The following is a 25,091-nucleotide window of genomic DNA, read 5'->3' as shown; positions in this document are numbered from 1 at the left end:
CCTCCATGGATACGACCAAACTGCAAAAACGTGCGGCCGTCTCGGCAATGCTCGATCCCAAGATCGTCGTCCCTGCGATCCGCGCCTCCTTCACCAAGCTCGACCCGCGACTGATGATCAAGAACCCCGTGATGTTCGTGGTCGAGATCGTCGCTGCGCTCACCACCGTGATCTTCCTGCGCGACCTCGTCGCCGGCGGGGCCAGCCTCGGCTTCACCTTCCAGATCATCGTCTGGCTCTGGTTCACGGTGCTGTTCGCCAATTTCGCCGAGGCGGTGGCCGAAGGCCGCGGCAAGGCGCAAGCCGAGACGCTGCGCAAGACCCGCACCGAGAGCCAGGCCAAGCTCCTGACCGGTGCCGGCGCGGCCTTCAAGCTCGTGCCGGGCACGAGCCTGAAGGTCGGAGACATCGTGCTGGTCGAGGCCGGCGACACGATTCCCTCCGACGGTGAGGTGATCGAGGGCGTCGCCTCCGTCAACGAGGCCGCCATCACCGGCGAATCCGCACCCGTGATCCGCGAGTCCGGCGGCGACCGCTCCGCAGTCACCGGCGGCACGCAGGTGCTGTCGGACTGGATCCGCGTCCGCATCACGGCAGCGCAGGGCTCGACCTTCATCGATCGCATGATCAAGCTGGTCGAGGGCGCCGAGCGGGCGAAGACGCCGAACGAGATCGCGCTCAACATCCTGCTCGCGGGGTTGACCATCATCTTCGTGTTCGCCACCGTCACCATTCCGAGCTATGCGGCCTATGCCGGCGGCTCGATCTCGGTGGTTGTGCTGGTCGCGCTGTTCGTGACGCTGATCCCGACCACGATTGGTGCGCTGTTGTCGGCGATCGGCATCGCCGGCATGGACCGGCTGGTGCGCTTCAACGTGCTGGCGATGTCCGGCCGCGCCGTCGAGGCCGCCGGCGACGTCGACACGCTGCTGCTCGACAAGACCGGCACCATCACGCTCGGCAACCGGCAGGCCACGGCCTTCCGTCCCGTGCGCGGCGTCACCGAGCAAGAGCTGGCGGATGCCGCTCAGCTCGCCTCGCTCGCCGACGAGACACCGGAGGGCCGCTCCATCGTGGTGCTGGCGAAGGAGAAATACGGCATTCGCGGCCGCGATATGGCTGAGCTCGGCGCCACCTTCATCCCGTTCACGGCGCAGACCCGCATGAGCGGCGTCGATGCCGGCGGCTCCTCGGTGCGCAAGGGTGCGGTCGATGCCATGCTGAACTATGTCGGCGGCGGCGCGCCGCTCGCGGTCGCCTCAGGCAACGCCGCCCGCGCCATCCAGCCCGCCGCGCTCTCGGACGTCGGGCGCGAGATCCAGACCATCGGCGATGAGGTGTCGAAATCCGGCGGCACGCCGCTGGCGGTCGCCAAGGATGGCAAATTGCTCGGGATCGTCCAGCTCAAGGACATCGTCAAGGGTGGCATTCGCGAGCGCTTCGCCGAGCTTCGTCGCATGGGCATCCGCACCATCATGATCACCGGCGACAATCCGATGACGGCGGCCGCGATCGCGGCGGAGGCCGGCGTCGACGACTTCCTGGCGCAGGCCACCCCCGAGGACAAGCTCAAGCTGATCCGCGACGAGCAGGCCAAGGGCAAGCTGGTCGCCATGTGCGGCGACGGCACCAACGACGCACCGGCGCTGGCGCAGGCCGATGTCGGCGTCGCCATGAACACCGGCACTCAGGCCGCCCGCGAGGCCGGCAACATGGTCGACCTCGACTCCAACCCGACCAAGCTGATCGAGGTGGTCGAGATCGGCAAGCAGCTCTTGATGACGCGCGGTGCGCTGACCACGTTCTCGATCGCCAACGACGTCGCCAAATATTTCGCGATCATCCCGGCGATGTTTTTGGCGTTCTATCCGCAGCTTGGCGTGATCAACGTCATGAACCTGTCGAGCCCGCAGAGCGCCATCCTGTCGGCGATCATCTTCAACGCACTTGTCATCATCGCGCTGATTCCACTCGCGTTGAAAGGCGTCGCCTACCGCGCGGTCGGTGCCGGCGCGCTGCTCCGGCGCAACCTTCTGGTCTACGGCCTCGGCGGCATCGTCATTCCCTTCATCGGTATCAAGGCGATCGATCTCGTCGTCGTTGCTTTGCACCTGGCCTGACCCCGTCATTGCGAGCGAAGCGAAGCAATACAGAAATGCCGGCATCCGCTGACAGGCTGGATTGCTTCGTCGCTTCGCTCCTCGCAATGACGGAATAACTGGAGACCAACATGCTCAGAGAAATCCGCCCCGCTATCGTTCTTTTGCTGGTCCTCACGGCCATCACGGGCTTGGCCTATCCACTCGCGATGACGGCCATCGCCGGCACGTTCTTTCCCGCTCAGGCACAAGGCAGTCTGATCGAGAAGGACGGCAAGGTGATCGGCTCCGCCCTGATCGGGCAGGAGTTTAGGGACGACAAATACTTCCACGGCCGTCCCTCGGCGACGGTCGCCCCGGACCCGAACGATTCGACCAAGACGGTGCCGGCGCCCTACAACGCCGCCAATTCGGGCGGCTCCAATCTCGGCCCGACCAGCAAGGCCCTGGCCGACCGGCTGAAGGACGACGTGGACAAGCTCAAGGCAGAGAATCCGAACCAGCCGGTCCCGGTCGACCTCGTGACGACCTCGGCCAGCGGTCTCGATCCAGATATCTCGCCGGAGGCGGCGCAATTCCAGGTGGCGCGGGTGGCGAAAGCGCGGAATATGGCGGAAGACGCCGTGAGCCAGCTTGTGGCTTCCAACGTTCAGGGTCGAATGCTCGGCCTGCTCGGCGAACCCAGGGTTAACGTTCTGGCGCTGAATCTCGCGCTCGATCGGGCGGCGGCGAAGTAGCGGTCTAGGCTGGGAATGCCCGGATGATTATATTGCCCTGATGGTCCGAGAGCGCCGCGATTCCGAACAACGTCCGTCGCCCGAAGCGCTGCTGGAGGCAGCGCGCCGGGAGGAGAGCGTCAGCGGCAAGCTGAAGATCTTCGTCGGCGCCGCGCCCGGCGTCGGCAAGACCTACGAGATGTTGCAGAGCGCCCACGCCAGGCGCAAGGCTGGCATCGATGTCGTGGTCGGCTTCGTCGAAACCCATGGCCGCGCCGAGACCGAGGCGTTGGTACGCGGGCTTGAAATGGTCCCGCGCAAGCGGCTCGACTACCGCGGCCAGATCGTCGAGGAGATGGACCTCGATGCCGTGATCGCGCGGCGGCCTGGAATCGCGTTGGTCGACGAGCTCGCCCACACCAACGCGGCCGGCAGTCGCCACCCCAAGCGTTATCTCGACGTGGAGGAGCTGCTCTCCCACGGCATCGACGTCTACACCGCCGTCAACATCCAGCACATCGAGAGCCTGAACGACGTCGTCGCCCAGATCACCCATGTCCGGGTGCGCGAGACGGTGCCCGATTCCGTGTTCGACCGCGCCGATGCGATCGAGCTGATCGACCTCACGCCTGACGATCTGATCCAGCGTCTGAAGGAGGGCAAGGTCTATGTGCCCAAGCAGGCCGAGCGGGCGCTGGAGCACTATTTCTCGCCGGGCAATCTGACCGCGTTGCGCGAGCTCGCCTTGCGGCGCACCGCCGAGCGGGTCGACGAGCAGCTGCTCACCCACATGCAAGCCAATGCGATTCCCGGACCCTGGGCCGCGGGCGAGCGCATCCTCGTCTGCGTCAGCGAGGATCCGCGCGCGGCTGGCCTCGTGCGCTACACCAAGCGGCTGGCCGACCGGCTGCACGCGCCGTTCACCGCGATCTCGATCGAGACGCGGCGGTCCCTGCAATTGTCCGACGAGCAGCGCGACCGGCTGGCCGATACGCTGCGGCTCGCGGAATCGCTCGGCGGCGAGGCGCTGACCATTCCCGCGGTCGGCCGCCGCATCGCCGACGACCTCGTCAATTTCGCGCAAGGCAACAACGTCACCCAGATCGTGATCGGCAAGTCGACCCGCTCGCGCTGGTTCGAGATGACGCGCGGCTCGGTCGTGCATGATCTGGTGCGCCGGGCGGGCAATATCAGCGTTCACGTCATCCCCGGCGACGAGCTTCCGGCCGAGGACGCACCCAAGACGGCGGTGCAGACCGCTGCGCGATCCGAGCCGTTCGATGCCATGCCCTATCTCAAGGCGCTCGGGATCGTGCTGATCGGCCTCGGCGCCGCCGAACTGATCCAGCCCCGTTTCGGCCTCGAAAACGTCGACCTCGTGTTGCTGACCTCGGTCGTCGCGGTTGCCGTGCGCTACGGCCTATGGCCGTCCCTGCTGGCGACGGTCGCGGCTTCGCTCTGCTACAATTTCTTCTTTATTCCGCCGATCTACACCTTCACGATCACCGATCCGACCAACGTCGCCGCCTTCATCCTGTTCATGGTGGTGGCGATGATCGTCTCCAATGTCGCAGCGCGTGTGCGTACGCAGGCCGATGCCGCGATCGGCCGGATCAGGATGACCGAGCAACTCTATGCCTTCAGCCGCAAGCTCGCCGGCACCGCCACGCTCGACGACGTGCTGTGGGCGACCGCCTACCAGATCGCGCTGATGCTGAAGGTGCGCGTGGTACTGCTGCTGCCGGAAGAAGGCCTGCTCACGGTGAAATCCGGCTACCCGCCCGAAGACGAGCTCGACCAGGCCGATCTCGCCGCGGCCAACTGGGCCTGGAGCAACGACCGCCCCGCAGGCCGTGGCTCGGATACGCTGCCGGGTGCAAAACGGCTATTCCTGCCGATGCGCACCGGGCGCGGCCCGATCGGCGTCATCGGCATCGACGATGACCGCACCGGGCCGCTGCTGACGCCGGATCAGCGCCGGCTGCTGGATGCGCTGGTCGACCAGGGCGCGCTGGCGATCGAGCGCGTGCTGCTGGTCGAGGACATGGACCGCGTCAAGCGCACCGTCGAATCCGAGCGCTTGCGCTCGGCGCTCCTGACCTCGATCTCGCACGATTTGAAGACGCCGCTCGCGTCGGTGCTGGGGGCGGCCTCCACCATGCGCGATCTCGCCGGGGCCTTGTCCGACACCGAGAAGCGCGACCTGCTCGCGACCGTCATCGACGAATCCGAGCGGCTCAATCGCTTCATCGCCAACCTGCTCGACATGACCAAGCTCGAATCCGGCGCCATCGTGCCCAACACTGCGCTGCACGATCTCGGCGAGATCGTCGGCAGCGCGCTGCGGAGGGCAGCCAAGATCCTTGACAGCCACAAGGTCGAGCTGGTGCTGGCCGCCGATCTGCCGATGCTCCAGCTCGATGCCGTGCTGTTCGAGCAGGTTCTGTTCAACCTGCTCGACAACGCCGCAAAATATTCGCCGCCCGATACCACGGTTTCGATCCGCAGCCGGCGTGATAGCGCTCATGTCGTGATCGAGATCGCGGACGAGGGGGCCGGCATTCCGCCCGACGAGCTCGAGAGCGTGTTCGACAAGTTCTACCGCGCGCAGAAGGGCGATCATATCCGCCCCGGCACAGGCCTCGGCCTCGCCATCTCCCGCGGTTTCGTCGAGGCGATGCGCGGAACGATCTCGGCCGCCAACCGCAGCGACCGGAATGGCGCCGTCCTCACCATCCGTCTTCCCGTTCCGGCAGAAGGCCGCGCATTGGATACCGCCGCATGAGCGCTGCGCCGATCAAGGTCCTGGTCATCGACGACGAGCCGCCGATCCGCAAACTGCTGCGGATGGGCCTGACGACGCAGGGCTATGAAATCCTGGAGGCGTCGAACGGCAAGATTGCGCTGGAAAAGCTCGAGGAAGCGCCGGCGCTGATCATTCTCGATCTCGGCCTGCCCGACGTTCAGGGACACGAGCTGCTGCGCACCATCCGCGCCCGCAACGAGAGCGTGCCGATCGTGGTGCTGTCGAGCCGCGGCGACGAGGCCGGCAAGGTGCAGGCGCTCGATCTCGGAGCCGACGACTATCTGACCAAGCCGTTCGGCATGGACGAACTGCTGGCCCGTCTGCGCGCCGCGCTGCGCCACCAGCTCCAGGTGCAGGGGGAGCGCCCGGTATTTCGCACCGGCGATCTCTCGGTCGATCTCGTCCGCCGCGTCGTCAAGGTCGGGAATCGTGACGTCAAGCTGTCGCCGAGGGAATACGATCTTCTGCGCGTGCTCGTGCAGCACGCCGGCAAGGTGCTCACCCACCGCTTCCTGCTGAGGGAGTTGTGGGACGAACTGACGGATGCGCAATATCTGCGCGTCTATGTCCGCCAGCTCCGCCAGAAGATCGAAGCCGACCCGGAACGGCCGCAATACGTGCTGACGGAAACGGGGATCGGATACCGGTTGAAGGCGGGGGATTAGCCATCTCCTCATCGTGAGAAGCCGTAGGGTGGGCAAAGCGAAGCGTGCCCACCATCCATCGCGATCATGGAAGGTTGGTGGGCACGGCGCTTACGCGCCTTTGCCCACCCTACGAAACTTTGCCCACCCTACGAAACCGAGTGCTGGGCGAGCAGTCTCCTCAACCCGCCTTCCTGTGCCGCGTCGGCGAACGGTGCGTCTTCCTGGCGGCGCGTTGCCGTACCGTCGCGCGGCGCGCGTGCGACTTCGCCGCCGTCTTTTTCCCGCCACGCCCCTTCAGGCTCTGCTTCAGCGCGTCCATCAGGCTGACGACGTTGCTCGGCCGCTCCTCGGGTTCGGGCAGCTCGATCGTCTTGCCGCTGGCCTTGCGCTTCACCAGCGCCTTCAGCGCGTTCTCGTACTCGTCCTTGAACTTGCCGGGATCGAAATGCGAGGCTTTGGAGTGCAGGATGTGGCCGGCGAGCTCGACCATGTCCTTGGTGATCTTCGGGCTCTTGATGTCCCCGAAGAACTCGCTCTCGTCGCGCAGCTCGTAAGGAAAGCGCAGCGTGGTGCCGAGCAGGCCTTTGCCGAGCGGCTCGATCGCCATGATGTGTTCGCGGTTGGTGAGCACGATCTTGGCGAGCGCCACGCGCTCCTGGTCCTTCATGGCGTCGCGGATCACCGCGAACGCGTCGACCGCGGCCTTGCCGTCGGGCGCTATGTAGTAGGGATGGTTGAGATAGCGCTGGTCGATCTCCTCGCTCGGCACGAAGCTCTCGATGTCGATGGTGTGGTTGCTCTCGATCTGGACCGCCTCGAGCTCCTCTGGTTCGATCTCGACATATTTGCCCTTGCGCAGTTCGTAGCCGCGGCCCTTCTGGTCGCTCTCGACGACGTCGCCGGTCTCGACATCGATCATCTGCTGCTTGAGCCGGTTCCCGGTCTCGCGGTTGATCAGGTGAAATCGCGTCTTCTCGGCCGCCGTGGTCGCCGGATAAAGCACGACCGGGCAACTGACCAGCGACAGCTTCAACGTTCCCTTCCAATAGGCGCGCGGGGCCATTCCATTCTCCAGCGTTCTCAAGGCGTTTTGGAACCCCAACCCTCCCATAGGGTTTTGGTTCCGGACGGGACTTTGGCCGTGATAGGCTCGAATGCTGAAAGAGAAGCGGGACCGGTCGTGCTGCAAAAACTCTCCACCTACCGACAGAAGCGTGACTTCGAGAAGACGCCCGAGCCGTCGGGCAAGACCGCAGTGGCGCCGTCGAAGCAGCGGCGCTTCGTGATCCAGAAGCACGATGCGAGCCGGCTGCACTACGATCTCAGGCTCGAATTCGACGGCGTGTTCAAGTCCTGGGCCGTGACGAAAGGACCCTCGCTCGATCCGCACGACAAGCGGCTGGCGGTCGAGGTGGAAGACCACCCGCTCGACTACGGCGATTTCGAAGGCACGATTCCGGAAGGGCAGTATGGCGGCGGCACGGTGATGCTGTGGGACCGCGGCACCTGGGAATCGGAAGACGCCGAGCGCGGATTCAAGAAAGGCGATTTGAAGTTCACCCTGCATGGCGACAAGCTGCACGGCAGCTGGGTGCTGGTGCGCATGCGCAACCGCGGTGGCGAAAAGCGCACCAACTGGCTGCTGATCAAGCATCGCGACGAATTTGTCCGTGAGGGCAAGGACAACGACATTCTCGACGAAGATAAATCGGTCGCCTCGGGCCGCGCGATGGAGCAGATCGCCGAAGGCAAAGGCCGCGCGCCGAAACCGTTCATGCTGGCGAAAGGTGCCAAAGGCAAGGCCGACGCCGTCTGGCAGTCCAATCGCGCGGAGGAGACGAAAGGGCGGACGGTCAAGCCGGCGCCGCGCACGGCATTGAAGGCCGGCAAGTCGGCAAGGAAGCAGGCGACGACAGCGACAAGTGCGAAGAAGGTCGCCGAGATGCCGGACTTCGTGGCGCCGCAGCTCTGTACGCTGGTCGAGCGACCGCCGCCCGGCGAGGGCTGGTGCCACGAGATCAAGTTCGACGGCTATCGGGTGCAGCTTCGGGTCGAGGATGGCGAGGCGGCGCTGAAGACGCGCAAGGGTCTCGACTGGACCGGCAAGTTTGGCTCCATTGCCAAGGAAGCGGCTGCGCTGCCGGACGTGATGATCGACGGCGAGATCGTCGCGCTCGACCACAACGGCGCGCCTAACTTCTCCTCGCTGCAGGCCGCATTGTCCGACGGCAAGACCGACGAGCTCATCTTCTTTGCGTTCGATCTACTCTTCGCGGAGGGCCAGGATTACCGCCGGCTGCCGCTCGGCGAGCGCAAGGCCCTGCTCAAGAAGCTGCTGGACAAGCGCAAGCGGAAATCGACCCAAATCCGCTATGTCGAGCATTTCGAGAGCGGCGGCGATGCGGTGCTGCAATCGGCCTGCAAGCTCGAGCTGGAAGGCGTGGTGTCGAAGAAGCTGGATGCGCCCTATCGTTCGGGGCGCACCGAGAGCTGGACCAAGGCCAAATGCCGCGCCGGCCATGAGGTCGTGATCGGCGGCTACAAGACCACCAATGGCAAATTCCGCTCGCTGATGGCCGGCGTGCATCGCGGCGATCATCTCGTCTTCGTCGGCATGGTCGGCACCGGCTTCGGTGCCGACAAGGTCAAGCGCATCATGCCGTCCTTGAAGGCCATGGCGACCAAGGAGAGTCCCTTCGGCGGCAAGAACGCGCCGAAGAAGACGCGGGACGTGCATTGGCTGAAGCCGGAGCTGGTCGCCGAAATCGAGTTCGCCGGCTTCACCGCCGACGGCAATATCCGCCAGGCGGCGTTCAAGGGCTTGCGGCAGGACAAGCCGGCCGAGGAGGTCGAGGCGGAAACACCTGTCGACACCGAGCTCGCCGAGCCCACAGTCAGCAAGCGCGTGGCGAAGACGGCCAAGCGGTCGAAGGACGCCGGCACGGCCGAGGTGATGGGTGTCGTCATCTCCAAGCCGGACAAGGAGCTCTGGCCGGATGGCGGTGATGGCGAGAGCGTGACGAAGCTTGATCTCGCCCGCTATTTCGAGGCGGTCGGGACCTGGATGATCGAACATCTGAAGGGCCGCCCGTGCTCGATCGTGCGTGCGCCCGATGGTATCGGCGGCGAAAGGTTCTTTCAGCGTCATGCCATGCAGGGGACGTCGAACCTTCTGGAACTGGCGCGGGTCTCCGGCGACCGCAAGCCGTATTTGCAAATCGATCGGATCGAAGGGCTCGCGGCCGTTGCGCAGATCGGTGGCGTCGAACTGCATCCCTGGAATTGCGCGCCCAACGCTTATGATACGCCGGGCCGGCTGGTGTTCGATCTCGATCCGGCGCCCGATGTCGAGTTCGCCGACGTCGTCGAGGCGGCCAAGGAGATGCGGCAGCGGCTGACCGACATCGGCATGGAGAGCTTCTGCAAGACCACCGGCGGCAAGGGCCTGCATGTCGTCGTGCCGCTGCTTCACGGCGCACGCGACAAGGTGAGCTGGAAGGAAGCCAAGGCCTTCGCGCAAGGCGTCTGCCAGTGGATGGCCGATGACGATCCCGAGCGCTATCTGCTCAACATGTCGAAGAAGCTGCGCAAGGGAAAGATATTTCTCGATTACCTGCGCAACGACCGCATGTCGACGGCGGTGGCGCCGCTGTCGCCGCGGGCGCGCGCCGGTGCCACGGTGTCAATGCCGGTCACCTGGGCGCAGGTGAAGAGCGATCTCGATCCGAAGCGCTACACGCTGCGAACCGTGCCCGGCTTGCTGCCGCGATCGAAGGCGTGGGAGGGCTATGAGGGTGCGGCCGCATCGATCAAGGCGGCGATCAAGAAGCTTGCGGGGAAGATGAAGTAGGGTGGGTTAGACGGCGGCTGCGCGAAGCGCAGTCCGCCGACGTAACCCACCACTTCTGTCGCTGCGGAAACCAAAGAGGTGGGTTACGCCGCGCAGATGCGCTTTGCGCATCTGCAGGGCTAACCCACCCTACGAGGCCTCGTGCTAGATCCGTCCCATCAGCAGCAGGATCAGCAGAATGACGATGACGAGCCCGAGGCCGCCGCCGCCGTAATAGCCGGTGCCATAGAACGGGCCGCCGCCGATGCCGCTGAAGCCGCCAAGCAGGGCGATGACCAGGATGATCAGGATGATCGTACCGATTGACATGCGAGTCTCCTCCAGCCCTTTGTTGAAAGGGTCGTTGCACCTGTCCCTTGGTGCGAGGGCAACTTGCCGCAGGTTTTAAAGTTCCGACCATGGAAACACCGGTTGCAGGACCAGCTCGCATGGAACGTTTGGCGTTTCAGGCGGCATGATTATGTGAGAATCAATCCATGGGACCGGGCCATGTCAGCACCGCTTGTCGTCTCCATTCCGCATCGCCTCGGCCGCGAGGAGGCGGTGCGCCGGCTCAAGACCGGGCTTGGTCGCGCGGCCGCCAGCATTCCCGTGATGCAGGTCGAGGAAGAGAGCTGGAGCGGAGACACGATGAATTTCCGCATCCGCGCGCTTGGGCAGATTGCGAGCGGTCAGGTCGACGTCGGCGATGACCAAGTCCGGGTCGAGGTGGTGCTGCCCTGGTTGTTGCAGCGTTTTGCCGAGATGGCGCAGGCCACGATCAAGAAGCGCGGGCAGCTGCTGCTGACCAAGGACGAGGGAAAGTAATTCAGGCGCGCACGCGCGGCCGCGCGGACCTGATGGCATTGGCCGTGCGGGCCTCGATGACGGACGCGGGAAAATCGCGGAAGGCCTGCGAGAGCGGCAGTTCGTTGCCGGCCAAGCCCGCCGCAGCATAGCCCGTGATATCGACGGTCGCATCGAATCCGTCGGACGTGGGCCATTCCCGCCCGGCTTGCGTGAACGGCGCGAACTGACGCCCGACCACGACGATCGCCGCGCTGCGGCCGTAGCGGCGGGCGAAGGCAATGACATGGTCGGCATGTGCGCCGCGCACCACCAGCGGCTCGTAGTCGCCTTGAGCGAAAACGTCGGCGAGCTCATTGCGCAGCTTGAGGAGACGCCGTGTCCAGGCCAGCTTGATCAGGCCGTCCGGCCAGCTCTTGATCAGGCCACGCCAGTCCGGATCGTCAAACGAGCTCAGCGCCGCCTGCCGCGCGGCAAAGTCGACGGGGCGACGGTTGTCGGGATCGACCAGCGACAGGTCCCAGAATTCGCTGCCCTGATAGAAGTCGGGCACGCCGGGCAGCGTTGCCTTGAGGGTGAGCTGGCTCAGAGAGTTCAACATGCCGAGCAGTGCCAGGCGGCGGGCCAGGGTTTGCAGCGCCTCCAGGAATTCGGCTGACAGGGCGGGGTCGAGGATCTTGTCGACGAAGCTCTTCACGCCGTTCTCATAGGCCTCGTGCGGATTGAGCCAACTGGTCTCTTCCTTGCCCTCGCGCGCGGCTTTCAGCGCATAGGCCTGGATGCGCTCGACGAAGTCGGCATCGACAGGCGCCTGCAGCGGCCAGGCCCCGAGCAGCGTCTGGTAGAGCATGTATTCGAACGTCGCCGATGGCGCGCGCAGATTGCCGTGGAGCGCGAGGTGCGGCGCATTCAGCACCTTCCAGCGCGAAACCGCGCTGGTCCATTCGCCGGGAATTTCGCTTAAGCCGGCGATCCGCGCGCGGGCGTCCTCGCCGCGCTTGGTGTCATGCGTGGCGGTCGCCGTCATTCCCTGCGGCCATTCCTTGGCGCGGGTCCGCATGGCCTCGTGGAAAGCGGGAATGGTGAGGCCGGTGCTGGCGGGATCGCCGCCGACTTCGTTCAGGGCGAGCAGCCGATGGAACTGATAGAATGCGGTGTCCTCCAGCGACTTCGCCATCACCGGCCCGGTGAATTGCTGCACCTTCAGCGCGAAGCGCCGCACGCGCGGGGCGCTGTGCGGCGGACGGCCTGGCTTGAGCAGGTCCATGGTCAGCGCGTCGCGCAGGAAATCGAAGATGCCTTCATCCGCGGCGAACCAATCCGACCGGGCGCGCGCAATGGTGTCGTCGATCAGCTTGCGGTCGGGGGCCGTCGGGCCGCTATTGGTCAGATAGGTGCGGTACACCGGGAAATGCAGCACATAGAGTTCCAGCGCCTGGCGGAGGCTGTCGGCGGAGAAATCGCGGGTCGAGTAATGTCCGTTGGCGATGCGCGCGAGCAGGCGCGTCAGCACGGTGAATTCGCTGGTGAGCAACGTCTCCAGCACGCGCCGCTTGGCGTCCTTGACGTAAGGTGCAAGCCGCGGCGGCCGGTTGCTGATCTGCCGCCAGGTCTCGTCCAGCGCCGCCAGTCCCTTGTCGTCGACCAGCACCTGGGTGATGACGTTCATCCATTCATAGCCGGTGGTGCCCTGAACGCCGGCGAAGTGCGGCAGGCGTTCGTGCTCGCACAGGATCTTCTCGATCACCGTGTAGAACGGTTTCGTGTTGCCTTGCGCGTCGCGCACCAGCCGGCGCAGGCGCTGGCAATATTGGGCGGGATCGCGCAGGCCATCGATGTGATCGAGCCGAATTCCCTGCAGTTTGCCGTTGGCGATGAGCTGCTTCACCAGCCGGTGCGTGGCGGCAAATGTGCTCGCGTCCTCGACGCGCAGACCTGCGAGCCCGTTGATGTCGAAGAAGCGACGATAATTGATGTCGCTGGAGGCGAGCCGCCAATGCCCGAGCTTGTAATGCTGCCGCTCCAGCAAATGATGCAGCGCCAGCGTCTGCGCGGGGCGATCCTTGGCGGCCCGATAGGCGGCAAGACCGCGTGCGATGATCTCGGCGGCACCTGCGATCTCCCTCAGCTCGGTCTTGAACGCGGGGGCTTCCTTGCGGTTGGGACGGCGCAGTCCGGTGTATCGCGCTGCGAGCGACAGCAGCCGTTTGCCGGCCTCCGTCTCGGCGGCATCGGCCTCCTTCACGATCATCCGCAGCATCTCGCCATAGCGCTCCGGCGCGATTGGCAAACGATGCTCGAAATACCAGGCGGAGAAGCTTCCCTGATCCGGATCGTAGCGCAGCTCGATCTCGCCGCTCTCCAGCGCTTCGCCGTAGGACTTGCCGAGGATCGGCAGCAGCACGCCGGCGCGGGCGCGGAAGGGCAGCAGGTCCCAATCGATGTCGAAGGAGATCGCGTGCGGCGAGGCCTGGCCCCATTCCAGCACATCCAGCCACCAGGGATTGTCGGCAAAATGAACGCCGACATGGTTGGGCACGAAGTCGATAATGAGGCCGAGGTCGTTCTGCCTAAGGGCCTCGCTCAGCCGCGCGAAGCCGGCCTCGCCGCCGAGCTCCGGATTGAACTGGCCGTGATCGACGGTGTCGTAGCCGTGGGTCGAGCCCTTGCGGGCCTTCATCACCGGCGAGGCGTAGAGATGCGTGATCCCCAGCGCCTTGAGGTAAGGCAGGACCGCGGTGGCCTTGTCGAAGTCGAAATCGGCGGTGAGTTGAAGCCGGTAGGTCGCAAGAGGAATGGCGGGAGGCATGTCAACCTCCGAGGCGCCAGACCACCGACCAGGGCGGGAGCCGCTCGCTGGCCCCGCCGCCCCAGATCGGCGTGCCCGCGCTGATATCGGACGTGATCTGCTGATCCGACAGATTGGCGGTCAGGCGCAACGTCGCGCCGTCCCCCATGCGCCAATGCGCAGCGAGCAGGCCGTTGTCGGCAGCATTGGCATCGCCGAAGGTCGCACCCTTCAGTCGCGGCATGATCTCCTTGCGGCGGACCGCCAGCAGTTGCCGCACCAGGGCGAGCCGTGCGTCCTGCTTCGCGGTGCGGCCGGTCCAGTCGAGCACGGCCGATTGCAGCGTGGCCGGATCGAGCGGGTCGGGCACCTCGTCGCCGTATTTCTCGTAGGCCCAGGCATATTCCTGCTTGCGTCCATTGCGGACGGCATCGGCGAGTCCGCCCTGGAAATCGCAGAAGAACGGGAAGGGTACCGTCGAGCCCCATTCCTCGCCCTGAAACAGCATCGGCACCATCGGGGCGAGCAGCGTCACCGCGAGCGCCGCTTCGATCTGCTGCGGCGGAGCCAGGCTTTCGAGTCGATCGCCGAGCGGACGGTTGCCGATCTGGTCGTGGTTCTGCAGGAAGTTGACGAAGGTCGCCGGCGGCAGCTCGCCGCTCGGCTCGCCGCGCGGCTTCTTGCCCCAGAACTCCGAAACCTCGCCCTGATAGACGAAGCCTGACGCGAGCGCACGCGCCAGGTCCATCCGCGGCGTCTGGTAGTCGGCATAATAGCCGGCGAGTTCGCCCGTCAGTATCACGTGCCAGACGTGGTGATAGTCGTCGTTCCACTGCGCGCGATATTTGCCGTTCGGTGGATTCTGCGCGGCGTCGAGCAGGCTGGCGCGATTGTCCCCGTTCTCCAGCACGAGATGGATGTGCCGACCCGTCGCCTTGGCGAGCTCGCCTGCGGCGACGCTGAGGTCCTGCAGCATCGATTGCTCGCCGGGGACCGCCATGATGTGATTGGCGGCGTCCAGCCTCAGGCCGTCGAAACGGTAGTCGCTGAGCCAGGACAGCGCATTTTCGACCGCGAACGCGCGCACCTGCGGCACGCGATAGTCGATCGCACTGCCCCAGGGCGTGTGTGCGTCGGTGAAGAAGGCCGGCGCATAGCGGCCGAGATAATTCCCTTCGGGGCCGAAATGATTGTAGACGACGTCGAGGAACGCCATCAGCCCGCGCAGATGCGCCTCGTCGATCAGCGTCTTCAGGTCTTCGGGGCGGCCATAGGTGCTGTCCGGCGCATACCAGAGCACGCCGTCATAGCCCCAGCCGCGGCGTCCTGCGAAATCGGCCAGCGGCATCAGCTCCAGCGCGGTGATGCCGGTTGCGGCGAGATGATCGAGCTTGTCGATCATGGCGCGGTAAGAGCCTGCAGCGGTGAAAGTGCCGACATGGGTCTCGATCAGCACCGTCTCTTCCCAGGGGCGGCCGCGCCAATCGCGCGCACGCCACGAAAAGCCGTCGTGATCGATCACCTCGCTCGGGCCGAACACGTCCTCGGGCTGGAACGCCGATGCCGGATCGGGCACGTCGATCTCGTCATCGATTCTGAACTTGTAGCGACTGCCCACGGGAAGGCCGGCAATATCGGCGACATACCAGCCATCCTGACGGCGCTGCATCGCGTGTCTTCGGTCGAGCAGGAGATCGACGCGGCGCGCGGCGGGCGCCCACAGACGGAATGAGGCGCCGTCCTTCGTCGGCTTCGCCCCGAAGGATGGCCTCATAGCGCCCCCGCGAAGGCAAGCACGGAGCGCGGCGGCGCCTTGCTGTCGCTTCCTGGTGGGAAATCGACCGTGTTCAGCTTGGCATCCGTCGTGTTCAGGATCTGCTGCCAGCTCTTGTATTCGGTCATTTTGGGCAATTTGAATGCGATCTCTTCGGGGGCGGCGTTCAATACGATAAAGATCGCAGCGCTGCCCGGTTCCATCGGTCCCATTACGTAGGAGAGGAATCTGCCTTCCGGGAATTTCCAGTCGTTCTCCGTCATCTCGTCGCCTTCAGGGGTCAGCCACAGCGCGCCGTAGGAGAGGCCGTCCGCAGGCCGGCCGTCGAGCCAACGATGGCTGCGAAGTTGCGAGAACCGGCGGCGGATGTCGGCGAGATGGGCGACGAAATCGACCATGTCGTCGCCCTCCTTGCCGAGATTGTCCCAGCCGACCCAGCCGATCTCGTTGTCCTGGCAATAGGCGTTGTTGTTGCCGGATTGCGAGTTGCCGACCTCGTCGCCGGCGAGGATCAGCGGAACGCCCTGCGCGAGCATCAGACAGGCCAGCACGTTCTTGCGAAGCTGACGGCGCAGGCCGATGATATCAGGATCGTCGGTCGGACCCTCGACACCGCAATTGTTGCTGTGGTTGTCGTTGGAGCCGTCGCGATTGTCCTCGCCGTTGGCCTCGTTGTGCTTCTCGTTGTAGCTGAAGAGATCGGCGAGCGTGAAGCCGTCGTGGACGGTGATGTGGTTGATGCCGGCGCGCGGCCGCCGTCCGTCGTGGTTGAACAGGTCGGACGACGCCGTCATGCGGCTGGAGATGTCGCCGATCAGGCTGCCTTCCCCGCTCCAGTAGCGGCGCATGGCGCTGCGGTAGCGGTCGTTCCATTCCGACCATTGCGAGGGGAATGCCCCGACCTGATAACCGCCGAGGCCGAGGTCCCAGGGCTCGGCGACGAGCTTGACGGCCGCCAGTACCGGATCCTGCCGGATCGCGGTCAGGAACGAGCTGCCGCGATCAAACCCATTCGGCCCGCGCGCCAGCGTGGTGGCGAGATCGAAGCGGAAGCCGTCGACGTGGCAGACCTCGACCCAGTAGCGCAACGAATCCATCACCATCTGTAGCACGCGCGGATGGGTGAGATTCACCGACGAGCCGCAGCCGGTGAAGTCGTCGTAATAGCGCGGGTTCTCGCGGTTTAGCCAGTAATAGGAGGCGTTGTCGATGCCGCGGTAGCACAGCGTCGGGCCGAGGTGATTGCCCTCGGCGGTGTGATTGTAGACGACGTCGAGCATCACCTCGATGCCGGCATCGTGCAGGCGCGCCACCGTGGTGCGAAACGAGTCGAGCGCGTTGTCCTGGGCGTAGCGCGGCTCGGGGGCGAAGAAGGACAGCGAGTTGTAGCCCCAGTAATTGACGAGCTTCTTCTCCACAAGGATGCGGTCATCGACGAAACTGTGCACCGGAAGCAGCTCGACGGTGGTGACGCCGAGCTTCTTCAGGTGCTCGATCATCGCCGGCGAGGACAGGCCGCCATAGGTGCCTCGCAGGTTCGGCGGCACGTCGTCGCGCTTCTGTGTCAGTCCCTTGACGTGAGCCTCGTAGATGACGGTGTCTTCCCAGGGGATGTTGGGACGGATCTCGCGGCGGCCCCAGTTGAAGGTCTCGTCGACCACGACGGCCTTGGGCATGCCGCGCGCGTTGTCGCGGCGGTCGAAGGAGAGGTCCTCGCGCGGGCTCCCGGTGCGGTAGGCAAAATGCGCATCGCTCCAGACCAGGCGTCCCGAGAGCCGCTTGGCATAGGGGTCGAGCAGCAGCTTGTTGGCGTTGAAACGATGGCCGTGCTCGGGCTCATAAGGGCCGTGCACGCGATAGCCGTAGAGCTGGCCGGGCGAGACGTCGTTGAGATAGCCGTGCCAGACGTCCTCGGTTCGCTCAGGCAGCTCGATGCGCTCGAGCTCGCGGCGGCCTTGGGTGTCGAACAGGCAGAGCTCGACCCTCTGTGCGTTGGCGGAGAACAGCGCGAAATTGGTGCCGCGTCCGTCCCAGCTTGCGCCGAGGCGTGCGGGCGATCCAGCAGTCAGGCGCATCTGTCAGCTTTCCGGAACGAGGAAGATCGCGGCGAGCGGTGGAATGGTGAGGCGAAGCTCGGGCGTCTTGCCGTCAACGGCATGAACCTCGCCGATGTTCCCGACATTGCTGCCGCCATAATGGGCGGAGTCCGAATTGAACACTTCCTTCCACTTGCCGGCAAAGGGCACGCGAACGCGATAGTTCTGATAGACATTGGGCGAGAAGTTGGTGATGACGAGACACCGTGCGTGCTCGTCGAATCCCTTGCGCAGCCAGGCGAACACGTTGCGGTTGGCATCGTCCGTGATCAGCCATTCGAAGCCGGCCTGGTCGCAGTCCATCTGGTGCAGCGCCGGCACCGCGCGATAGAGCCGGTTGAGATCCCGGATCAGCGCCTGGATGCCGGAATGGTATTTGTATTCGAGCAGGTGCCAGTCGAGGGACTGGTCGTGATTCCATTCGCGGCTCTGCGCGATTTCGGCGCCCATGAACAACAGCTTCTTGCCGGGATGGCCGAACATGAAGCTGTAGTAGACGCGCAAATTCGCAAAGCGCTGCCACTCGTCGCCGGGCATGCGGCCGAGGATCGAGCGCTTGCCGTGCACGACCTCGTCATGCGACAGCGGCAGGATGAAGTTCTCCGAGAAGGCGTAGTGCAGGCCGAACAGGATCTCGCCGTGATGGTGCTTGCGGTGAACAGGATCCTTGCCGATGTAGTTCAGCGTGTCGTGCATCCAGCCCATGTTCCACTTGTAGCCGAAGCCTAGGCCGCCGAATTCGACCGGACGCGAGACCTGCGGCCAGGCGGTGGATTCTTCCGCAGCCGTGGTGGCCTGCGGGAAGCGGGCGAACAGTTCGGTGTTGAAGCGGCGCAGGAAGTTGATGGCCTCGATGTTCTCGCGGCCGCCATACTGGTTGGGGACCCAGGCGTCCGGCGGGCGGCTGTAGTCGAGGTAGAGCATGGATGCGACCGCATCGACGCGCAGCCCGTCGATCGCGTAGCGCTCCAGCCAGAACAGTGCGTTCGACACCAGGAAGTTCGTCACTTCGGTGCGCCCGTAATTGTAGATCAGCGTGCCCCAGTCGAGGTGACGCCCCTGGAGCGGGTTGGCGTGCTCGTAGAGCGCGGTGCCGTCGAAGCTGCCGAGGCCGTGCGGATCGTCCGGGAAGTGACCCGGCACCCAGTCGAGCAACACGCCGATGCCTTCGCGGTGGCAGGCATCGACCAGGGCAGCGAAATCCTCAGGGCCTCCGAAGCGGCTGGTCGGGGCATAGAGGCCGGTCGGCTGATAGCCCCAGGACCCGTCGAATGGATGCTCGCTCACGGGCAGGAATTCGAGATGGGTAAAACCCATGTCGCGGGCATAGGCCGGCAGCTGTTCCGCCAGCTCGCGATAGGTCAGCCATTCCTCGCCGTTCTTGCGGCGCCATGAGCCGAGGTGGACCTCGTAGATCGACATCGGCGCCGACAGCGCGTTGATGCCATCGGGGGCCGGACGCGGCCGCGGCAGGCGTGCTTCGTCGAAGACGATCGAGGCTGTCTTCGGCCGCATTTCGCTGGCAAATGCCAATGGATCGGATTTCAGCGGTAGCAGATGGCCATGCGGCCCGATGATCTCGAACTTGTAGTGATCGCCAGCCTTGGCATGCGGGATGAACAATTCCCAATAGCCGGCGCCGCGCACCCGCATGGGATGGCGCCGCCCGTCCCAGAAATTGAAATCGCCGACCACCGACACGCGCCGTGCATTCGGCGCCAGCACGACGAAGCCGATGCCGTCGACGCCTTCGTGTCGCATCGGATGGGCGCCAAGCTTGTCATAGAGGCGTTGGTGGGTGCCTTCGCCGAGCAGGTAAAGGTCGAAATCGGTCAGGATCGGCGGAAAGCGGTAGGCGTCCTCGAATTCGACGACGTTGCCGCCGAACTTTGCGCGCAGCTGATAGTGCTTCGAGCCGTTCGGCAGGGCACCGATGAACAGCCCGGCATCGTGCACGCGGTCGAGCGAGGCGACCTCGCCATGGTCGCCGACCGCCTCGACATTGGAGGCCTCGGGCAGAAACGCGCGCACCACGCTTCTCCCGCCCTCAGGGTGCAGCCCGAGATAATGGAAGGGGTCGGAGTGGCGGCCCTCGATGATCGCATAGGCCTCGGCAGGCAGTCTAGGCATGGGCTTCGCTCTCGGTACTGGACAGAATGCGAAGCAGTCCGGTCAGCGGCGCATGGAGCCCCTCAGGCCGGTGGGACAGCTCGTACTCTATGTCATCGAAGGCTTGATCAAGCAGGAAAAACCTCAACAGGCCTTCCGCGGATTGCCGGCTCTCCGGCCACAGCCGCCGATCGGTCATGGCGTCGCGATAGGCGGACAGGAAAGTTGCGGTGGCTCGCTCGCGCCATTCGTCGAGCGCGGCCGTGAACCGGCCTTGCTCGTCGGAGGCACCCGTGAGCGCGCGGCTCAGCGCTGCGTTCACCGAAGCATCGATCGAGCGGATCATGCCGACGACGTCGCGCGCAGCAGGCAGCTTGCGCCGCTTGCCGGCCAGCGGCAGACGCGGATCGCCGTCGAAGTCGATGATGAAGATATCGTCCTTCACGATCAGAGTCTGCCCGAGGCGGAAGTCGCCATGATGACGGATGTTCAACCCGCCGAGCTCGGAAGGCAATAGTGCGTCGAGGTGGTCGGGCAGGGTTGAGCGCACGGCCGTGAGCCGGTCGATCAGCGGCCGGTCCGCCTCCCGCAGGCCGTCGCGGCTGTCGGCCAGCTGCTGAATGACCCGTTGGGCCCGCGCCTTGAGGTCGGACACAAGTCGTTCGACCTGCGCGGGACCGATCGGCTCGGGGGCGAGATCGTCCGCCTTCGCCGCGGCCAGGGCGACATGCATCTCGGCGAGCCGCCTGCCGATCTGCGCGATGAAGTGCAGATAGGGCGCTTGCTCCTGGGTCTCGCGGGGCGCTTCGCCCGCCGGCAACACGCGCTGCTCGTCGATGTAGCGATCGAGATAACCCGTGGTCACGGTCCAGCCATCGCCCTGGTTCTCGACATAGGCATGCAGCACGCCGAGGGGGCTGCGCCGATCGCCCTCGACCAGCTCGACGCTGCCGAGCAATGCCGGCATATTGGCAAAGCGCGCGACCTCGGTGAGATAATGGCCGATCTCGATCTCGGGATTGATGCCGCTTTCGAGCTGACGATAGATCTTCGCGACGTACTGGTTGTCGACCAGGGCGGTGCTGTTCGACTGTTCGATCGCGCGGATCCGTTCGGGCTCCTTGATGGTGTAGTCGGCGAACCGGCTGGTGGCCTTGAACTCGAGCCGCAGATTGTTCTCCTCCACCACCAGATTCTGCGACAAATTGCGCAGGAACAGGCCGATGAAGATCTGGTCGGTCGCGACGTCGAGCAACGTGCCCTCGCGTGCACCCTGGCGCACGGCGGCGAGCGCCTTGGGGTTGAAGCGCTCCCGGTCGAAGCGCACCCACTCGATCTGCATCGGCAGCACGTAACGCGGCGAGGCCTCCTGGCCCGCCCTCTCAAAGAACGCGATCCAGGGCCTGTTGTCGCCGATGTCGCAGAACGGCACGGCCGAGGTCAGCGTGGTCTTGATCTGCTTGGGATTGTGCTCGGGATACCACCGCGTCCGTGACAAGAATCCCGGCAGCACGTCGCGCTCGAAAATGCCCCGCTCGCGGGCGAGCGACACCCAGTTCGAATTCACCGGCACCACCAGCGTCTCGAATTCCGGCACCGCGCGCGGCGTCACCGGCTCGGACTTGTCGCGCTCCTGCAGCTGGAACCAGTAGAAGCCGTAGGGCCCCAGCGTGATCATATAGGGCAGTTCGCCGATCGCGGGAAAGCGGGTGCGGCCGAGCATCTCCTGCGGGATGCGGTCCTTCCACGGCGACAGATCGAGCTCAGTCGCCTGCGCAGCGCGCGACAGATTGGCGACGCAGAGGATCACCTCGTCGCGATACTGCCGGACATAGGCCAGCACGGCGCGGTTGGCCGGGCGGATGAAGGTCATGGTACCGCGGCCGAAGGCGAGCGTCGACTTGCGCACCGAGATCAGCCGCTTGGTGGCGCTGAGCAGCGAAGACAGGCTGCGCGACTGCGCCTCGACGTTGACCGATTCGTAGCCGTAGACCGGGTCCATGATCAGCGGCGCGTAGAGGCGGGCCGGGTCGCAGCGCGAGAAGCCGCCATTGCGGTCCGGGCTCCACTGCATCGGCGTGCGCACGCCGTTGCGGTCGCCGAGATAGATGTTGTCACCCATCCCGATCTCGTCGCCGTAATAGACGATCGGCGTGCCGGGGAAGGACAGCAGCAGCGAGTTCATCAACTCGATCTTGCGCCGGTCGTTGTCCATCAGCGGCGCGAGGCGCCGGCGGATGCCGACATTGATGCGGGCGCGCGGGTCGTTGGCGTAGGTGGTCCAGAGATAGTCGCGCTCGACATCGGTGACCATCTCCAGCGTCAGCTCGTCATGATTGCGCAGGAACAGCGCCCATTGGCAGCTCGCCGGAATGTCTGGCGTCTGGCGCAGGATGTCGGTGATCGGAAAGCGGTCCTCCTGCGCGATCGCCATGTAGATGCGCGGCATCAGCGGGAAGTGATAGGCCATATGGCACTCGTCGCCACGGCCGAAATATTCCTGCACGTCCTCCGGCCATTGATTGGCCTCTGCCAGCAGCAGCTTGCCCTTCGAGTAGGAGTCCAGCTCCTGGCGCAGGCGCTTGATGATCGCATGCGTCTCGGGGAGGTTCTCGTTCGAGGTGCCCTCGCGCTCGCAGAGATAGGGAATGGCGTCCAATCGGAAGCCGTCGACGCCGGCGTCGAGCCAACGCTTCATCACCTGGATCAGCGCGCTGACCACGCGCGGATTGTCGAAATTGAGGTCCGGCTGGTGCGAGAAGAACCGGTGCCAGTAGAACGCCCCGGCCTCGTGATCCCAGGTCCAGTTCGACTTCTCGGTGTCGGTGAAGATGATGCGCGTGCCCAGGTATTTCTGGTCGGTGTCGCTCCAGACATACCAGTTGCGGGCGCTCGAGCCCGGATGGCTGCGGCGCGCGCGCTTGAACCATTTGTGCTGGTCCGAGGTGTGGTTGACGACGAGCTCGGTGATGACGCGCAAGCCCCGCTTCTGCGCTTCCTGAATGAAGCGCTTGAAGTCCTTCATCGTCCCGAAATCGGGATTGACCGAGCCGTAATCGGCGATGTCATAGCCATCGTCGCGGCCGGGCGAGGGGTAGAACGGCAGCAGCCACAATGCGGTGACGCCGAGCTCCTGCAGATAGGGCAGCTTCTCGGTCAGTCCGGCGAAGTCGCCGATGCCGTCGTTGTTGCTGTCGGCGAATGCCTTGACGTGGAGCTGGTAGATGATGGCGTCCTTGTACCAGAGCTCATCCACGATCTCGGCAGCCTCGGCCTTCTTGGTGTCGACGGAAGATAGAACATTCATGGCGTGCCCCTTACGCCAGGCAGCGGAACAAGAGCGCCGGATCGCGGTCGGGATCGATACGCAACCTGATCCCGCCCCATTCGATGCGGGACTGTTCGCCGGTGAGGAGGTTTTCGAGTGTCGTCACATGGTGTCGCTGCCCGCCGGCGTCAACGGTGACGTCGCCGAGCGGCAGCCAGAATTCGCGCACATGGCGCGACAGCGCGATCACGATCACGACGGTGTTGGCGGGCTCAGCCGCCTCCTTGACGAAGGCGATTGTCTCGCCGTCTTCGATGCCGAGAAAACGCAAGTTCGCCGTTTGCTGGAGCGCGGCGTTGTCGTTGCGGATGCGGTTGAGTGCGGCAATGTAGGACTTGATGTTGCCGGGCTTGTCCCAGTCGCGTTGCCGGATCTGATATTTCTCGGAATCCAGATATTCCTCGCGGCCGGGGATCGCCTCGTGCTCGAGCAGCTCGAACCCGCTGTAAACGCCGTAGCTGCCCGACAAACCCGCCGCCAGCGCAACGCGTGACTTGAACGCCCAGGCTTCGGCGCTCTGGAGATGATAGGGCAGCAGATCGGGCGTGTTGACGAACAGGTTCGGGCGATAGAAGTCGCGCTCGGGATAGCGCGTCAGCTCGCCGAGATATTGCTCCAGCTCCCACCGCGAGGTGCGCCAGGGGAAATAGGTGAAGGACTGCGCAAAGCCGAGCTTGGCGAGGCCCTTCATCAGCTTCGGCCGCGCGAACGTCTTGGAGAACAGGATCACCTCGGGATGCCGGCGGCGGATGTCGCGGATCAGCCAGTCCCAGAACGCGAGCGGCGCGGTGTCATGATTGTCGATGGCGAAGATGGTGACGCCCTGGTCGATCCAGAACAGCATGGCATCGCGAAAGGCGTTCCACAGGCCGACGCGGTCGACCGAGGCGAAATCGGGGATCACGATGTCGGAATAGGGTCCATCCGCCGTCCGCACCGAGCGGTCCGGCCGCCATTTGAACCATTCTGGATGCTGCGTCAGCCAGGGATGATCCGGTGAGCATTGCACGGCGAAGTCCAGCGCCAGCTCGAGGCCATACTCAAGGCAGGTCGCCACCAGCGCGCGAAAATCCTCGATGGTGCCGAGCTCGGGATGCAGCGCATCGTGGCCGCCCTCGGCGGCTCCGATCGCATAGGGCGAGCCGGGTTCGCCTTCGGTGGCCACCGGCGCATTGTTGCGGCCCTTGCGGCGGCTGCGGCCGATCGGATGGATCGGCGTGAAATAGAGCACGTCAAACCCCATCGCCGCGATATCAGGGACCCGCGCGATGCAGTCGCGGAGCGTGCCGTGCTGGCCGGGGATCCGGCTCTGGCTGCGCGGCATCATCTGATACCAGGCGCCAAACCGCGCTCTGTCGCGGTCGATTGTCAGCGGAAAGGGCTGTGAGCGGGTCAGGTCGGGCCGGGACTGGCTCTCGGCCATGGCATCACCGAGCTCGGTTGCAAGCAGCGAGGTCACATCGCCGGTTTGAAGATAATCCTCGCATTGTCTGACGATGATCGCCGCGGCGGCCTGCGGAGCGCCATGGGCCTTGGTCAGGAGCCCGGCGCCCTCGATCGCATCGAGGCTGACATCAGCGCCGGTTCGCCGCTTGCGCGCGACGGCGTGAGACCAGCTGGCGAACTCGTCGGTCCAGGCCTCGACCGCATAGACGTATTGACCGGGCTCGACCGGCGTAAACGCACCGGACCAGCGGTCATTGCCGTGATGGATCATCGGCTCACGCCGCCAATCCCGATCCTGCTCGGGACGCCAGAGTAGCGCCGCGCTGACCACGGCGTCGCCATCACGGTAAACATCGGCCCACACCTCGACCCGTTCGCCCGCGATCCGCTTCACGGCGAAGCGGCCGCCATCGATCGCGGGATAGACGTCTTCGATCAGGAAAGCGCTGCCGGCTGCGGCACTTTCGACAGTTTGAATTGTCTTGTTCACGGTGATGCCATTGACAAGAAAGCAGGGGCCCGTTTCCCTTGTCGGGAACCTACACTTGATACCTATATAAAAAGCCGCTTGTGTGTCATTAGTTCCCCTCGGGAACGGCAACCGCCGTTTGTGCGTTAAGGCCGACTAACGTCTTCCGCTGCCTCG

Annotated in this window: 14 protein-coding genes; 6 read left to right on the top strand and 8 right to left on the bottom strand. The window is 64.8% G+C overall.

Translation table 11 applies throughout. From position 1 onward, the window contains the following. Positions 1 to 5 precede the first annotated feature (5 nt). From kdpB to IVA79_RS19400, 4 genes are all read left to right on the top strand, one after another. Entirely contained in the window at positions 6 to 2,120 is a 2,115-nt protein-coding gene (gene kdpB / locus IVA79_RS19415; RefSeq protein ID WP_247555586.1) for a potassium-transporting ATPase subunit KdpB, read from the top strand. A 110-nt stretch (positions 2,121 to 2,230) separates the two neighbouring features. Continuing rightward, positions 2,231 to 2,836, top strand: a complete 606-nt coding sequence (locus IVA79_RS19410; RefSeq protein WP_247555584.1) for a K(+)-transporting ATPase subunit C — start codon at positions 2,231 to 2,233, stop codon at positions 2,834 to 2,836. 40 nt (positions 2,837 to 2,876) lie between these two features. Next, entirely contained in the window at positions 2,877 to 5,600 is a 2,724-nt protein-coding gene (locus IVA79_RS19405; RefSeq protein ID WP_247555581.1) for a sensor histidine kinase KdpD, read from the top strand. Then, positions 5,597 to 6,286, top strand: a complete 690-nt coding sequence (locus IVA79_RS19400; RefSeq protein ID WP_247555580.1) for a response regulator transcription factor — start codon at positions 5,597 to 5,599, stop codon at positions 6,284 to 6,286. Before IVA79_RS19405 ends, IVA79_RS19400 begins: the two co-directional genes overlap by 4 nt. A 160-nt stretch (positions 6,287 to 6,446) precedes the next feature. Here the strand turns inward: IVA79_RS19400 and IVA79_RS19395 are convergent, their stop codons facing one another. Next, positions 6,447 to 7,331 carry a Ku protein gene (locus tag IVA79_RS19395; protein ID WP_247555578.1) on the bottom strand — a complete coding sequence of 295 codons (885 nt, stop codon included), beginning with the start codon at positions 7,329 to 7,331 and terminating at the stop codon, positions 6,447 to 6,449. 117 nt (positions 7,332 to 7,448) lie between these two features. Here IVA79_RS19395 and ligD point away from each other — a divergent pair, with 117 nt between their 5' ends. Further along, the gene (gene ligD, locus IVA79_RS19390; RefSeq protein ID WP_247555576.1) at positions 7,449 to 10,118 is read left to right on the top strand and encodes a DNA ligase D; all 2,670 of its coding nucleotides are present in this window, start codon (positions 7,449 to 7,451) and stop codon (positions 10,116 to 10,118) included. Between the two features lie 144 nt (positions 10,119 to 10,262). Here the strand turns inward: ligD and IVA79_RS19385 are convergent, their stop codons facing one another. Then, positions 10,263 to 10,427, bottom strand: a complete 165-nt coding sequence (locus IVA79_RS19385) for a DUF3309 family protein (RefSeq protein WP_018318514.1) — start codon at positions 10,425 to 10,427, stop codon at positions 10,263 to 10,265. Positions 10,428 to 10,607: 180 nt separating this feature from the next. Here IVA79_RS19385 and IVA79_RS19380 point away from each other — a divergent pair, with 180 nt between their 5' ends. Beyond that, positions 10,608 to 10,925: a polyhydroxyalkanoic acid system family protein gene (locus IVA79_RS19380; protein ID WP_247555574.1), complete on the top strand. Its 318-nt coding sequence runs from the start codon at positions 10,608 to 10,610 to the stop codon at positions 10,923 to 10,925. Position 10,926: 1 nt separating this feature from the next. On the opposite strand, the gene treY is transcribed toward IVA79_RS19380, so the two are convergent. From treY to IVA79_RS19350, 6 genes are read right to left on the bottom strand one after another with little or no spacing between them, the layout of a single operon-like run. After that, positions 10,927 to 13,713: a malto-oligosyltrehalose synthase gene (gene treY / locus IVA79_RS19375; protein WP_247555573.1), complete on the bottom strand. Its 2,787-nt coding sequence runs from the start codon at positions 13,711 to 13,713 to the stop codon at positions 10,927 to 10,929. 1 nt (position 13,714) lies between these two features. Next, complete coding sequence (gene treZ, locus IVA79_RS19370; protein ID WP_247555570.1) at positions 13,715 to 15,466, bottom strand: malto-oligosyltrehalose trehalohydrolase; 1,752 nt, start codon at positions 15,464 to 15,466, stop codon at positions 13,715 to 13,717. After that, positions 15,463 to 17,541, bottom strand: coding sequence for a glycogen debranching protein GlgX (glgX, locus tag IVA79_RS19365; protein WP_247555569.1), 2,079 nt, complete (start codon positions 17,539 to 17,541; stop codon positions 15,463 to 15,465). The genes treZ and glgX overlap by 4 nt, the downstream gene beginning before the upstream one ends. A gap of 3 nt (positions 17,542 to 17,544) precedes the next feature. Then, positions 17,545 to 19,692, bottom strand: coding sequence for a 1,4-alpha-glucan branching protein GlgB (glgB, locus tag IVA79_RS19360; RefSeq protein ID WP_247555567.1), 2,148 nt, complete (start codon positions 19,690 to 19,692; stop codon positions 17,545 to 17,547). After that, complete coding sequence (gene treS, locus IVA79_RS19355; RefSeq protein ID WP_247555564.1) at positions 19,685 to 22,978, bottom strand: maltose alpha-D-glucosyltransferase; 3,294 nt, start codon at positions 22,976 to 22,978, stop codon at positions 19,685 to 19,687. Before treS ends, glgB begins: the two co-directional genes overlap by 8 nt. Before the next feature lie 10 nt (positions 22,979 to 22,988). Beyond that, positions 22,989 to 24,935 (bottom strand): maltotransferase domain-containing protein, encoded by a 1,947-nt coding sequence (locus IVA79_RS19350; RefSeq protein WP_247555560.1) that lies wholly within the window; start codon positions 24,933 to 24,935, stop codon positions 22,989 to 22,991. Between the last annotated feature and the right edge of the window lie 156 nt (positions 24,936 to 25,091).

Source organism: Bradyrhizobium sp. 138 (assembly GCF_023074075.1).
Taxonomy (GTDB): domain Bacteria; phylum Pseudomonadota; class Alphaproteobacteria; order Rhizobiales; family Xanthobacteraceae; genus Bradyrhizobium.
Note: the sequence above shows the minus strand (reverse complement) of the source record. Positions and strands in the feature narration are given on the sequence as shown.

What these genes read in the sequence shown, in the direction of transcription:
- kdpB (WP_247555586.1), top strand. Translation starts at nt 6, where the DNA reads ATGGATACGACCAAACTGCAAAAACGTGCGGCCGTCTCGGCAATGCTC.
- IVA79_RS19410 (WP_247555584.1), top strand. Translation starts at nt 2,231, where the DNA reads ATGCTCAGAGAAATCCGCCCCGCTATCGTTCTTTTGCTGGTCCTCACG.
- IVA79_RS19405 (WP_247555581.1), top strand. Translation starts at nt 2,877, where the DNA reads ATGGTCCGAGAGCGCCGCGATTCCGAACAACGTCCGTCGCCCGAAGCG.
- IVA79_RS19400 (WP_247555580.1), top strand. Translation starts at nt 5,597, where the DNA reads ATGAGCGCTGCGCCGATCAAGGTCCTGGTCATCGACGACGAGCCGCCG.
- IVA79_RS19395 (WP_247555578.1), bottom strand. Translation starts at nt 7,331, where the DNA reads ATGGCCCCGCGCGCCTATTGGAAGGGAACGTTGAAGCTGTCGCTGGTC.
- IVA79_RS19385 (WP_018318514.1), bottom strand. Translation starts at nt 10,427, where the DNA reads ATGTCAATCGGTACGATCATCCTGATCATCCTGGTCATCGCCCTGCTT.
- IVA79_RS19380 (WP_247555574.1), top strand. Translation starts at nt 10,608, where the DNA reads ATGTCAGCACCGCTTGTCGTCTCCATTCCGCATCGCCTCGGCCGCGAG.
- treY (WP_247555573.1), bottom strand. Translation starts at nt 13,713, where the DNA reads ATGCCTCCCGCCATTCCTCTTGCGACCTACCGGCTTCAACTCACCGCC.
- treZ (WP_247555570.1), bottom strand. Translation starts at nt 15,466, where the DNA reads ATGAGGCCATCCTTCGGGGCGAAGCCGACGAAGGACGGCGCCTCATTC.
- glgX (WP_247555569.1), bottom strand. Translation starts at nt 17,541, where the DNA reads ATGCGCCTGACTGCTGGATCGCCCGCACGCCTCGGCGCAAGCTGGGAC.
- glgB (WP_247555567.1), bottom strand. Translation starts at nt 19,692, where the DNA reads ATGCCTAGACTGCCTGCCGAGGCCTATGCGATCATCGAGGGCCGCCAC.
- treS (WP_247555564.1), bottom strand. Translation starts at nt 22,978, where the DNA reads ATGAATGTTCTATCTTCCGTCGACACCAAGAAGGCCGAGGCTGCCGAG.